This is a genomic window from Tropicimonas sp. S265A, from assembly GCF_049800835.1.
In the GTDB taxonomy this organism is placed as follows: Bacteria; Pseudomonadota; Alphaproteobacteria; order Rhodobacterales; family Rhodobacteraceae; genus Dinoroseobacter.
The window spans coordinates 893,992-905,773 of the sequence record NZ_JBNAFU010000001.1; the positions used below are offsets into that span (position 1 = coordinate 893,992).

General features: G+C 62.2%; 12 protein-coding genes. 2 read left to right on the top strand and 10 right to left on the bottom strand.

The features are described 5' to 3' along the window. Nucleotides 1-42: 42 nt before the first annotated feature. The 7 genes from ccmB to yajC form a co-directional block, all read right to left on the bottom strand. The gene (ccmB, locus tag ACP15N_RS04420) at nt 43-699 is read right to left on the bottom strand and encodes a heme exporter protein CcmB (protein ID WP_425091003.1); all 657 of its coding nucleotides are present in this window, start codon (nt 697-699) and stop codon (nt 43-45) included. Further along, nucleotides 696-1,313, bottom strand: coding sequence for a heme ABC exporter ATP-binding protein CcmA (gene ccmA / locus ACP15N_RS04425; protein WP_425091004.1), 618 nt, complete (start codon nt 1,311-1,313; stop codon nt 696-698). The genes ccmB and ccmA overlap by 4 nt, the downstream gene beginning before the upstream one ends. 62 nt (nt 1,314-1,375) lie before the next feature. Then, entirely contained in the window at nt 1,376-1,738 is a 363-nt protein-coding gene (locus tag ACP15N_RS04430) for an Mth938-like domain-containing protein (RefSeq protein ID WP_425091005.1), read from the bottom strand. 12 nt (nt 1,739-1,750) lie between these two features. After that, on the bottom strand, nt 1,751-2,503 hold the full coding sequence (locus ACP15N_RS04435) for a sulfite exporter TauE/SafE family protein (protein ID WP_425091006.1): 753 nt from the start codon (nt 2,501-2,503) through the stop codon (nt 1,751-1,753). After that, nucleotides 2,496-3,458 carry a protein translocase subunit SecF gene (gene secF, locus ACP15N_RS04440; protein WP_425091007.1) on the bottom strand — a complete coding sequence of 321 codons (963 nt, stop codon included), beginning with the start codon at nt 3,456-3,458 and terminating at the stop codon, nt 2,496-2,498. Before secF ends, ACP15N_RS04435 begins: the two co-directional genes overlap by 8 nt. A gap of 1 nt (nt 3,459) precedes the next feature. Next, nucleotides 3,460-5,124 carry a protein translocase subunit SecD gene (gene secD, locus ACP15N_RS04445; RefSeq protein ID WP_425091008.1) on the bottom strand — a complete coding sequence of 555 codons (1,665 nt, stop codon included), beginning with the start codon at nt 5,122-5,124 and terminating at the stop codon, nt 3,460-3,462. A 6-nt stretch (nt 5,125-5,130) separates the two neighbouring features. Next, nucleotides 5,131-5,448, bottom strand: a complete 318-nt coding sequence (yajC, locus tag ACP15N_RS04450) for a preprotein translocase subunit YajC (RefSeq protein WP_425091009.1) — start codon at nt 5,446-5,448, stop codon at nt 5,131-5,133. Between the two features lie 249 nt (nt 5,449-5,697). Between yajC and ACP15N_RS04455 the strand changes: the two genes are divergently transcribed. Next, nucleotides 5,698-7,092: a pentapeptide repeat-containing protein gene (locus tag ACP15N_RS04455; RefSeq protein ID WP_425091010.1), complete on the top strand. Its 1,395-nt coding sequence runs from the start codon at nt 5,698-5,700 to the stop codon at nt 7,090-7,092. Between the two features lie 104 nt (nt 7,093-7,196). Here the strand turns inward: ACP15N_RS04455 and ACP15N_RS04460 are convergent, their stop codons facing one another. Next, nucleotides 7,197-8,384: a CAP domain-containing protein gene (locus tag ACP15N_RS04460; RefSeq protein ID WP_425091011.1), complete on the bottom strand. Its 1,188-nt coding sequence runs from the start codon at nt 8,382-8,384 to the stop codon at nt 7,197-7,199. 210 nt (nt 8,385-8,594) lie between these two features. Here ACP15N_RS04460 and serS point away from each other — a divergent pair, with 210 nt between their 5' ends. Continuing rightward, the gene (gene serS, locus ACP15N_RS04465; protein WP_425091012.1) at nt 8,595-9,890 is read left to right on the top strand and encodes a serine--tRNA ligase; all 1,296 of its coding nucleotides are present in this window, start codon (nt 8,595-8,597) and stop codon (nt 9,888-9,890) included. Between the two features lie 78 nt (nt 9,891-9,968). On the opposite strand, the gene ACP15N_RS04470 is transcribed toward serS, so the two are convergent. Next, complete coding sequence (locus ACP15N_RS04470) at nt 9,969-11,231, bottom strand: PQQ-dependent sugar dehydrogenase (RefSeq protein WP_425091013.1); 1,263 nt, start codon at nt 11,229-11,231, stop codon at nt 9,969-9,971. Between the two features lie 149 nt (nt 11,232-11,380). Continuing rightward, nucleotides 11,381-11,689: a c-type cytochrome gene (locus tag ACP15N_RS04475; RefSeq protein WP_425091014.1), complete on the bottom strand. Its 309-nt coding sequence runs from the start codon at nt 11,687-11,689 to the stop codon at nt 11,381-11,383. Between the last annotated feature and the right edge of the window lie 93 nt (nt 11,690-11,782).

Sequence of the window (11,782 nt, forward strand, 5' to 3'; positions counted from 1 at the left end):
TTCCTCGGGTGCCGAGGGACAACGGGACATCCGCGCGCGGGGCTAGCGCAGGTTGATACGGATTGCCGCAGCCGCTGCGAACGGCAGGACCGCGACCGTGCCAAGGGTGATCCCGGCCAGCATGAAAAGCGGCGTGGTATTGTCGAACCCGTCGACCGCCCGGCGCACGGTCTCCGCGCCAAAGATCAGCGATGGCACATAGAGCGGCAGAACGAGGAGCGACAGCAAGAGACCTCCGCGTTTCAGCCCCACGGTCAGGGCCGCGCCGAACGTCCCGATCATGCTGAGCGCGGGCGTTCCGAGCGCCAGTGAAACCACGATCCAGAGATACCCTGCCGGATCAAGATTCAGCAGAACACCGAGCACAGGGGCCAGCAGGGTCAGCGGCAAGCCCGTCGTCAGCCAATGCGCGAGCGCCTTGACGATCACCAACCCCTCCAGCGGCAGGGGGGAGGTCACCAGCAAATCGAGCGAACCATCCTCGAAATCCAGTTGAAAGATCCGGTCGAGCGACAACAAGCAGGCCAGCAACGCCCCGACCCACAGGATGCCTGTTGCGACCTCCCGCAGGATACCCGTGTCGGGCCCGACCCCGAACGGAACCAGCACCGTGACGATCAGGAAAAACGCAAGGCTCAGCCCGAAACCACCGCCCGCCTTGACCGCGAGGGCGAGGTCGCGCAGCAAAAGCGCCCTCACAGAAACGCCTCGTCCAGAAACGGTTCCGGCGCATCGTCGCGGGCTTTGTATGGGGTCAGATCGAACACCTGCGCCTCAAGCCCCAGATCGATATGCGTGGCCATCAGCGCGATGCCACCGGCATCCAGATGCCGCGCGACCATGGCGGCGAACAGCGCCGTATTCGCCGCATCGAGCGAGACAGTTGGTTCGTCGAATATCCAGATCGGGCGGCCCGTCACCTCCATCCGGGCAAGGCCCAGTCGGCGTTTCTGTCCGGCGGACAAATCCTGCGCCTGCCGGTCGAGCAGGCTGGTCATGTCGAACGCCTCCAGCGCGCGGGAGATGTCTTTTGTGCCGTAAATCTGCGCCCAGAAATTCAGGTTCTGCGCGACCGTCAGCGGCCCCTTCAACCCGTCCGCATGGCCCGCATAGGCCACCGCGTCTTCCGGCATCGTGATCCGGCCCTCCAACGCGGGTTGCAGCCCGGCGATTGTGCGCAAAAGCGTGGTCTTGCCGATTCCGTTGGGGCCGCGCAGGATCAGCCCCTGCCCCGGCGAAAGCGTGAAGCTGACGCCTTCAATCACGCGCAGGCTGCCGCGCGCACAGGCGACATTCTCGACCACAAGTTCCATGCTACCGGCTTAGCGGATCGCCAAAAGCCGCGAAAGTCGATTAATCGTCCTGCGACAATCGCTTATTCCGCTTGGGCTATGACTGGCAGAAGCGCCAGACCCACCCGGCGCCCTTCGGAAAGCAGGACGTTATAGGTCCGGCACGCCGCGGGGGAGGACATGACCTCCACCCCGATCCCGCGCGCCTCGAGTGCCTGCCGAAAGTCTTGCGGGGCATGGGCAATCTCGGCCCCCATGCCGACGAAAAGCACGTCTATCTCCTGATCCTCGAACGGCGACAGGTCCTGCAATCCGCCCCAGCTTGCGACGCCGGTGGGTAGCACCGTGATTGCGCCGTCGAACACGTTGCCGCCAACGCGAAAGAAGCCGGGGCCGTACCCCTCCACCGGGACAGCGTCGGTATAGGTTACTTCGTTCAGCCGCATGGCTCCCCTCCGTCAGGTCCAGATTGGCAGGCCCAGTATAGCCGCCGCGCCGATCACGATATAGGCGATGCTGCGGTATAGCCCAGCATGCTCAGGGTTGAACAGGGCACGCCCAAGCCGGGTGCCGATGGCATAGGGCAACAAAAGGACCAATCCGAGCGGGATCGCGTTGGCGGGCAAAGCGCCCATCACCGCCATGACGGGCAGAAAGATAAACGAACTGCAGGTCAGTACCACGATCGTGTTCGCGCGCGACCGCTCCGGTGCATCCTGTCCGCCCAATTGGAACAGGACCACCATCGGGCCGTTCAACCCCGTGGACCCACCAAGGAAACCGACGCCAGCACCGACCCCGAGCCAGCTGAGCCGACCGGGGCGCGAGGTGTAGCGCAGACCCGCGATCAACGCAAAAAGCGTGGCGAGCACGACACCTGAGACCGCCCAGTTCAACGCATCCGTCGCAGCCTCCCGCAGAATGAACACACCGGGAAAGGCGGCAATCGTGGCGGCGGCAAGGATGGTCAGAACGGCTGGCCGCTCGGCCTTGCGCCACGCCTCTGGCAGGATGGTCACGGCCGAGGCCAGCGCCGACAAGGCAAACGCCCCGACCGCCAGAGGCGGGGCGACAAAGACGGTCGCGAGGGGCATGAAGATCAGTGCCGATCCAAATCCGGCATAGCCGTAGATGATCCCGGCCAGGCCCGAGATGGCGATCAATGCCAGCAGGCCGGGCAGGTCCAGCCCGGCCAACAGAACATCAGGCATCGATGTTGGCGAACTGGTTGCCCTTGTCGCGGTCTTTCGGTTCGCGGCTGACACCGAGCATCAGAACCACGTTCTTGGCCACGAAAACCGACGAATATGTCCCGACGATCACACCCCAGAAAATAGCAAAGACGAATCCACGGATCACATCCCCGCCCAGCACCAGCAAGGCGATGAGGGCAAGCAGTGTGGTACCCGAAGTCATGACCGTCCGGCTGAGGGTTTCATTCACCGACAGGTTCATCACATCCCGAAGCGGCTTTTTCTTGTACTTGATCAGGTTCTCGCGCAGGCGGTCGAAAATGACCACCGTGTCATTGATGGAATACCCGATGATCGTCAGGATGGCCGCGATGGTTGCCAGATCGAACCTGATTTGCAGCAGCGAGAATATCCCGATGGTCAGGACCACATCGTGGATCAGCGCCGCGATCGCGCCGACCGAGAACTGCCATTCGAACCTGAGCCAGATGTAGATGAGGATCGCCACCATTGACGCGCTGACGGCAAGGATGGCTGTCAGGATCAATTCGCCCGACACTTTGGGGCCGACGGATTCCACCGACGGGAACTGCATGTCGGGATCCACTGTGCGCAATGCGTCCTCGATGGCCAGAACGGTTTCCGGCGGAACGCTTTCCTGTCCCTCCTGCGCCTGAATGCGGATCATGGCGACATTTTCATCCGGGCCGAAGTTCGGATCGAACACCTCGGTGATGGACACGTCCCCGAGAGCGAGCGGTTCGATCGCCTGCCGGTACTGACCCACGTCAACCGCTTGCGCAGATTCCGTCCGGATCGTTGTGCCGCCGAGAAAGTCGATACCGAAGTTCAGGCCGACCGACAGCCACAGGATGATTGAGGCAATCATCGCAAGGATCGACGCGCCCATGGTGATCTTGGCGTACCTGAAGAAGTCCCAGCTGGTCTCGGAGGGTACGAGTTTCAGGCGCATCTCAGACCTCGATCGTTTTGGGGCGGCGGCGTTCGAACCATGTCACGATCAGAAGTCGTGTCACGAAGATCGCCGTGAAGACGGATGTCATGATGCCGATCCCCAGCGTCACGGCGAACCCCCGGACGGGGCCTGCGCCAAGCGTGAACAGGATGGTCGCCACGATGAAGGTGGTGATGTTGGCGTCGATGATGGCGCTTAGCGCGCGGGCATAGCCCTGCTCGATCGCGCGGGCGGGCCCCCGAGCGGTTTTAAGTTCCTCGCGGATACGTTCGAAAACAAGAACGTTGGCGTCCACCGCCATACCGATGGTCAGCACGATCCCGGCAATGCCCGGCAGGGTCAGCGTGCCGCCGATCAACGACAGGATGCCAAAGATCATCGCCACGTTCAGCAACAGGGCGATGTTGGCGAACATGCCGAACGTGCCGTAGCTGAGCGCCATGAACAAAAGTACCGCGCCGAGGGCCACGATACAGGCGATCCGGCCAGCATCGATGCTGTCCTGCCCCAGTTCGGGACCAATGGTCCGCTCCTCAAGGAAGGTCATTTCCGCAGGCAGGGCCCCTGCGCGCAGCAAGACTGCAAGCTGGGTGGACTCCTCGACCGAGAAATTGCCGGTGATGATGCCGGAGCCGCCAGGAATATGGGACTGGATCACCGGGGCGGAAATCACCTCATTGTCCAGCACGATGGCAAACGGAGAGCCGATGTTCTCCGCCGTGTAGTCGCCGAACAACCGCGCGCCGGATGGGTTGAACCGGAAGTTCACAGCCGGAATGCCGTTCTGGTCAAAGGTCGGCTGCGCGTCGGTCAACTGCTCGCCACTGACCACCGGCGTGCGCTCCAGCACGTAGAACTCACCTGGCTCGTCAACCGACGGCAGGATGATGTTGCGCGGTCCGGGGTCTGCATCGGGGTCGCCGGTGCGGTTCACGACCGGGTTGAAGGTCAGTTTCGCCGTGGTCCCGATCAGCGCCTTCAACTCGGCGGCGGAGCCAATGCCCGGCACCTGGATGAGGATCCGATCCTCGCCCTGCCGCTGGATCGTCGGTTCCCGCGTGCCGACTTCGTCGACGCGGCGGCGGATGATCTCAAGGCTCTGTTGGATCGTGCGGTCATCGGTGGCGCGTTTCTCGGCATCCGACAGGCGCACGATCAGGTCGGGGCCATCGGTGGTGACTTCAATATCCGACGAGCCGACGCCGGTCAGAGTGACAATCGGCTGAGCCAGATCCCGGACCAGTTCTGCGGCCCGGTTGATCTGCGCGGGCTCCGAAATCCGTACCCGCAGTTCATCGGGCGGACTGTCTTGCCGCCGGATCGTGCCAATCGTCGCGCGTTCGGCCCGCAGCACATCGCGCACCTCCGGCCAGAGGCCATCCATCCGCTCCGCGTAGACGTCCTCGACATGGACCTCCGCCAGCAGATGCGCGCCGCCCCGCAGGTCGAGGCCAAGGTTCACCAGCCCCGATGGCAAGGCGCCCGGCCACTGTGCCAGCGCGTCCGCAATCTCCCCAGTGGGTTCGGCCCCGCGTTCGATCAACGCGGCGGCGTCATTGTGGCCCTCGACCTTGCCATAGAACAGGTTCGGCGCGGCCAGCAGCAACCCGAGGGCAACGACCCCCCAGATAACCACCCGTTTCCAAAGGGGAATATCGAGCATCTGCGGTTAGCTCGCCGGTTCGGTCTTGGTAATGACCTGCTGGATCGTGTGACGCACGACGCGCACCTCGGTGCCCGAGGCGATCTCCACCTTCACTTCGTTGTCGTCGACAACCTTGGTGACTTTGCCGATCACGCCGCCTTGCGTGACGATCTGGTCGCCCCGGCGCAGCGCCTCGACCATCGCCTTGTGTTCCTTGACCTTCTTCTGCTGCGGACGGATCAGCAGGAAATACATGATCCCGAAGATCAGGATCAGCGGCACGAAAGAGGCAAACGCCCCCCCACCGCCGGCGGCCTGTGCATAGGCAGGAGTTGCGAACATGAGGTCTTCCCTTTTGTCATTGGAGCGGCCCGCATCCGCCCCGCGAACGCACCACCCGGCACCGGTATCAATCGGCGCGCACCCTACTCGGGGCCAGCGCGCGCTTCAAGGCAGATAAGGGCGTCGGAGGGCCACGGCAACCGGTGGGGTTTGTGGCGGACGCGCAAGCGAGCGGCTGGTCCCCAGCTAGGAGTTGAAATGCACGGTCGTTTCGGCTTGGGTGGTCGGGTTGATTGAGGCGATTTGAGCATGAGTGAGCAAACAGACAAGCTCAAAGCTTTTGTCGAATGGTTGGGCTTTTCCATCACGCCCGACTTCAGCAGGCTACTCTGGCTCGGCAGGCTGTTTGGCTGGGGCGCAGCAGCTCTTTACGCCGTTATCATCTTGACCCTCGCGGTCGGTCTGATTGCGGTGCTGTCATTCACTATTGGCCGTTTCGTAGACGCGCAAACATCGACGGGCTGGGAAGGGTACCGCTGGTTTCTCCTGACGATTGCGACACTGACCGCCACTTTGGCGGCCGCGATCGCTCTGCCTTTCACTGTATTGCGCACCCGCTACGCGCAGCGCCATACCGTTGCAGCCGAACAGAACCTCATCACGGACCGCATAAACAAAGCTGTCGAAGGGCTTGGCGCAGAAAAGCTTGTGAAAGTTCTACAAACGGCGTCAGATGGATCGACACAAGTTGTCGAACGCTCTGCACCCAACATCGAAGTGCGGGTCGGCGCAATCCTGTCACTGGAAAGGATTTCCGAGAACAGCCCTGAGGATCATATCCGCATCATGGAAATTCTCTGCGCCTATGTGCGGGAGAATGCCTGCATCGTGCCGGTCAACGAAAACCCACAGCAAGCCGACGACTGGAAACAGCGCACCGATACGCAGATGGCATTGACGGTGATCGGGCGGCGGGCGGAGCATCAAGTTTTACAAGAAGAAACGCTTGGCTTCCGTGTCGACTTTCGCAGAGCAAACTTGCAACTGAGCGACATGTCCCAAGGTACTTGGCAGAAAGCTATGCTTTCGCAAGCTGCTATGGTCGGCGCTGCCCTTGGTAAAGCTAATCTAAGTGAAGCTGACCTCACGCGTGCGAAACTTCACGATGCAGACCTTTCCAATGCGAAGTTACAGGATGCCTGCCTTTGGGGGGCCGGATTGCAACGGGCACGCCTTTGGTACACGAAGATGCAGAAAGCAAATCTCACGCTGTCTCAGCTACAGAATGCCGACATGATAGGAGCGAACTTGGGAGGCGCCCACCTCGGATATGCGGACTTAAGTAAGGCCAAACTTTGGGACGCAAAGCTCGACATGGCGCATCTTGGAGGCGCAATTTTGCGGGAAATCGACTTTGAAAACGCAAGCTTCGTAGGCGCTAACCTTTGTTCAACTGGGATATACGGATCCCGACAGATCGTTGATTTGTCAGATAGTAAGGGCTTGACACAAAAAGCGATCAATTCGGCTTTTGGGGTCAAGCAAGGAATAGGGCGGGTTATCCTACCGCCCAACTTAGTCCTTCCTGATCACTGGCACGTCGCTCGAGAGACGGACACGCCGGGCAATGAAGACTGGCAAGCGGCTCGCGATGCGTACAATAAATGGGCTGAAGATTTGCGTGATCTTGACGCTTTTGACTGAGTTGTCCTAGCGAAGCCGCCGCGCTGCTCGCTTGACTCTAGCATTCAGTTAACAAAACCAAAGCCACTCGACTTCGAGAACAATGTTCTGCAAAAAGATCGACATTATACAAGTAGGAGGTCAGCTTCCTCCTCCACATTCTCTTCCAAAACCACCTCTTCCACCGGCACCTCCGGCAGGGGCATCGCGCCCTCTTCCGGCGTCTCCACCACTGCCATCTCGGCCAGCGTGGCGGAGGCTGTTGTGGGGTCCACTGGGGCGGCGCTGGTCAGGGCGACGGCGCCGCCTTCATCCTCGATCACGTCGAGCTTCACGTTGTCGTCGCCGATGGTGATGTTGCTGGCGTAGGCGCTCTTCAGCCCGCCGCCCTCGAACGTCACGTGGTAGCTGCCGGGGGGCAGTGCCAGGGTGTAGCCGCCCGCGTCCCATGTGGAGGTGGTATAGGTGTCCGCGCCGTCATCGGCCGTGACCTTCACGCCGCCCAGCCCCTCGCCCATGTCATAGAAGTCATCCGCGTCGCCGTCCTTGATGACCACGCCGGTCAGGTAGTTAATGCCCCGGTCGCCGAACATCTGGGTGACGTGGGTCGATCCGTTCAGCCCCTGTTGCGAGCCGTAGTCATAGCCCACGCCGATCTCGGAATGGCTGGCGTTCATCAGGTTTTTCTGGTGGCCGTCAGACTCCCACAGGTTTTCGTGGTGTGCCTCCACCCGGGTCTGTGCGGCGGCCCCTGTCGGTTTGCTGCCCGACGCGATCCAGCCGATGTTCTCGCCCACGTAAGGTTCCCCATGACCAGCATCGACCGCCCGGTCGCCCGGCGTCTCCCCCGAGGGGTTGGTGTGGGCAAAGAAGTTGCGGTCGTCCATGTCCTGCGAGTGCGCGCGGGAGGCCGCACTGAGTTCCGGCGTGACGGCCAGCGGCTCTGCTGGGGCGGACGGGATACCCGAGGCCAGCGGTTCGTTCAGGCGCGCGACCTCCGCCTGCGGATCGATGCGCGCGCGGTTGATCAACTCGACGACGAGTTGTTCTTCCTCCGTCAGGCCCGCCCAGGACAAGGCGTAGGCATTCGGATCAGGAGCCGCAGCGGCGGGCGAGAAGGCGAGCGCGCTGACCGGTGTTGCCGTCAGCGCAGGAGACGGGGTCGCGCCACCCGTGGGTGCGAACGGTTGTGGACCGCCGGACGCGGCGCCGTCACCGTTGGCGGTGTCATCGTCGGAAGAAGAGGAAGAAGAGCCGCCGCCAGCAATCGCAGCAAAGCCGCCTGCCAGCAAAACAAGAACAATTTGAAACATCGTGTCGTCCTAACGATGCCCCCGAAAAGGTTAATGCCGCGTTTTGCAGCGCAAGTATACCCCCTGCGCCGGTGCATGCTGCGGCGTCGGCAAGGCTGTGCCGACAACAACTGCCGCGCAGGCCGCATTTTCCTGTGCCGCGCCCCTAGCCGCCTGTGCATTTCTAGGCCATACACCCTGCGCAACACGACCCGCCGCAAGAGGACCGACATGCACGATATTCGCCAGATCCGTGAGACCCCGGACGCGTTTGATGCGGCCCTGACCCGGCGCCCCGGGGTCGCCGCTGTATCCGCCGACATTCTAGCCGTTGACGCCGCGCGCCGGGCGAAGATTCTGGCGGCCGAGACCGCGCAGGCGGAGCAGAACAAGGCCTCCAAGGAGGTGGGAGCTGCCAAGGGGCGGGGCGATGAGGCGGAGTTCGAACGCCTGCGTGCGCTGGTGGCTGAGAAGAAGGCTGAGATCGCCCGCCTGAAGGACGAGGCGCAGGCCGAGGATGTCCGGCTGACGGACATGCTTATGGGGCTACCGAACCTGCCCTATGAGGACACACCGGAAGGAACGGACGAGGAGGACAACGTCGAGATCAAGCGCTGGGGCAGCCCGCGCAGTTTCGACTTTGCCCCCAAGGAGCATTACGAGTTGCCCTCCGTGTTGCCCGGCATGGATTTTGAGGTGGCTGCAAAGCTCTCGGGCGCCCGGTTCGTGGTTCTGCACGGCGCGGTCGCGCGGGTGCACCGGGCGCTGGCGCAGTTCATGATCGACACCCATGTCGAAGAAAATGGTCTTACCGAAACCTGGACGCCCGTTCTGGTGCGCGACGAGATGATGTATGGCACGGGGCAGTTGCCGAAATTCGGTGAGGACAGTTACCGCACCGAAGATGGCTGGTGGCTGGTGCCGACGGCCGAAGTGTCTTTGACCAACCTTGTGAACGGCGAGGTCGTGGACGCGGCCACCCTGCCCCGCCGATATGTTGCCCACACCCAGTGTTTCCGGTCCGAGGCCGGATCGGCCGGGCGCGACACGGCGGGCATGCTGCGCCAGCACCAGTTCGAGAAAGTGGAGATGGTCTCTATCACCCACCCGGATGAAAGCCGCGCGGAACTCGACCGGATGACGGGCTGCGCGGAGGGTATTCTGGAGGCGCTTGGCCTGCCCTACCGTACGGTTGTTCTGTGTACCGGCGACATGGGCTTTGGCGCGCGCCGCACCCACGACATCGAGGTTTGGCTGCCTGGTCAGGACACTTACCGTGAGATCAGTTCCGTGTCCGTGTGCGGAGACTTTCAGGCGCGCCGGATGAACGCGCGGTTCAAACCCGAAGGCAGCGGCAAGCCGGAGTTTGTGCACACGCTGAACGGGTCGGGCCTGGCCGTTGGGCGTTGCCTGATTGCAGTACTGGAAAACGGACAGGAGGCGGACGGATCCGTAACCTTGCCGGACGTCCTGCACCCTTACCTGCGCGGAAAAACGCGGATCGCTGCGGACGGCGCGCTGGTGTAACCCGCCCGCTGGTGGAACGGTCGGGGCCTACGACGTGAATGGGGACTGGCCGCGCAGCATGCGGCCAGCCTTTCGTGGTCAGGGTTCGAGCTTGTGGATCATGCCCTGATCAACGGCTGCATACAGCGCACCGTCTGGACCGAGCACAAGCGAGCGAAACCGGCCTGCCTCCATCGGAAGGGTCATTTCGGTAACGTCCACGACCTCGGTGCCCGCGTCGTTCAGCTCGATCACGTCAATGCGCTGGCCGATTGGTGTGCCCCCAAAGCCGATGCCCATGATGCCGACCACCATGTGGTTTTCCCACGCGCTCCATTCCGAGCCCGTCAGGAAGGCGGCCGAGGACGTCCCCTGCGACCAGCCGTTGTTGTCCCAGATGGGCGGCATGGCATCGGGATAGGTCGCCAGATCGGTCATCGGCATGAAGGCCGCGCGTTCGTAGCGGTCCATACCTTCCATCTGGTTGGGCGAGTAGCCGCAATAGTCATCCGGACATGCGCCACGACCGCCCACGTTCGGGCGCGGGTCCCATCCGGCATTCCCACCATTGACGAGCACCGTGATCTCGTCCGAATGCCACGGACCATGCTCTGCGGTGATCGGCGTGCCGGTGGACGGGTGGAAGGCGATGCCCTGCACGTTGCGATGCCCATAGGTGTAGATCCGCGGATCGAACCCGTCGGGCGGGCTGTTGCCCTCGGCCGCGTTGCCATCGCGGTCGATCCGCAGCACCTTGCCCGCGATGATCGTGGGGCTTTGCGGGCCTTCGCCAAAGTGCGTGTCTCCGGTGGTCAGGTAGATGAAGCCGTCAGGGCCGAACCGGACACGTCCGCCATTATGCGCGCCGGGCCCACCAAACGGATGGTCGGTTGCCTCGGGCTTGTACCGCACATCCTCAACGATATCGGTGCGGTCCCCCACACTGGCGAGATCTTCGCCGACCGTCATGCGCATGAGCCGGTTCGTGCCCGGCGCGGTCATGTTGGAGGTCGAATAGACATAGATCTGCCTGTTTTCGGCAAAGTCCGGGTCGACGGCAACGCCCTGCATGCCGGCCTGGCCTTCGCAGAACAGATCCTCCGCCGTGCTGGCGTAGTCATCCTCGGTTCCCTGCATGCCGAGCAGTTTGTTCACAGACCCGTCCGGCAACCGCACCGAGAGGCCCTTGCATTTTTCGGTATAGAACATCGTGCCGTCGGGCAGAAACGCCATGTCCCACGGGTTTTCGAGGTCCGACAGGACCAAGGTGTGCGTGAGGCTGGTGGTATTGGCAGCAAAGGCCGGTCCGGCAAGCGCTGCCATGGCCGTGCAAAGCGCGAACGCAGAAATGCGATCTTTCATAATAACTCCTCCCTGAGTCATTTGGCTCTTGGCCCGAGAGGAACGTTCTAAAATGAAATCAACTGGTAATTGGCCCTCTCGGGTGACGTAAAGGTAACGCGCTTTGGACGCGCTTCAACATCGAACGGCGCGTTGATCGCGGGCCCAGTTCAGGAACCGGCAAGGAAGGCCGCGATATTCGCGATGTCATCATCACTGAGGTCGGCGGCCATCGGGATCATCAGGGCGGAGTTCGGCCCGACTTTTTCTCCCGCGCGGTAGGTCTCCAGTCGATTGATGAGATAGCCTTGTTCCTTTCCAGCGAGGCCCGGATAGCTTGCCATGCCCTTTGCCGTGGGACCGTGGCAGTTGGCGCAGGTATCGCCGTACAGCTCCTGTCCAACGGTCACGTCCCCAGCCTGTGCCGCGCTGATAGCTGCCGCAAACGTGGCGCAGATCGCGAAATTCAAACGTGTCATCCTGTATCCTCCCGACGTCAAGCTAGCCCCGGCAGAAGCCTTGGCCAGAGATGACGCCCGTGCGGGATGACTTCCCCTAAAGCGAGAGCTAGG

Bases quoted from the DNA above. Each gene is read 5' to 3' on its own strand.
- ccmA (WP_425091004.1), bottom strand. From the start codon at position 1,313: ATGGAACTTGTGGTCGAGAATGTCGCCTGTGCGCGCGGCAGCCTGCGC.
- ACP15N_RS04430 (WP_425091005.1), bottom strand. From the start codon at position 1,738: ATGCGGCTGAACGAAGTAACCTATACCGACGCTGTCCCGGTGGAGGGG.
- ACP15N_RS04435 (WP_425091006.1), bottom strand. From the start codon at position 2,503: ATGCCTGATGTTCTGTTGGCCGGGCTGGACCTGCCCGGCCTGCTGGCA.
- secF (WP_425091007.1), bottom strand. From the start codon at position 3,458: ATGCGCCTGAAACTCGTACCCTCCGAGACCAGCTGGGACTTCTTCAGG.
- secD (WP_425091008.1), bottom strand. From the start codon at position 5,124: ATGCTCGATATTCCCCTTTGGAAACGGGTGGTTATCTGGGGGGTCGTT.
- yajC (WP_425091009.1), bottom strand. From the start codon at position 5,448: ATGTTCGCAACTCCTGCCTATGCACAGGCCGCCGGCGGTGGGGGGGCG.
- ACP15N_RS04455 (WP_425091010.1), top strand. From the start codon at position 5,698: ATGAGTGAGCAAACAGACAAGCTCAAAGCTTTTGTCGAATGGTTGGGC.
- ACP15N_RS04460 (WP_425091011.1), bottom strand. From the start codon at position 8,384: ATGTTTCAAATTGTTCTTGTTTTGCTGGCAGGCGGCTTTGCTGCGATT.
- serS (WP_425091012.1), top strand. From the start codon at position 8,595: ATGCACGATATTCGCCAGATCCGTGAGACCCCGGACGCGTTTGATGCG.
- ACP15N_RS04470 (WP_425091013.1), bottom strand. From the start codon at position 11,231: ATGAAAGATCGCATTTCTGCGTTCGCGCTTTGCACGGCCATGGCAGCG.
- ACP15N_RS04475 (WP_425091014.1), bottom strand. From the start codon at position 11,689: ATGACACGTTTGAATTTCGCGATCTGCGCCACGTTTGCGGCAGCTATC.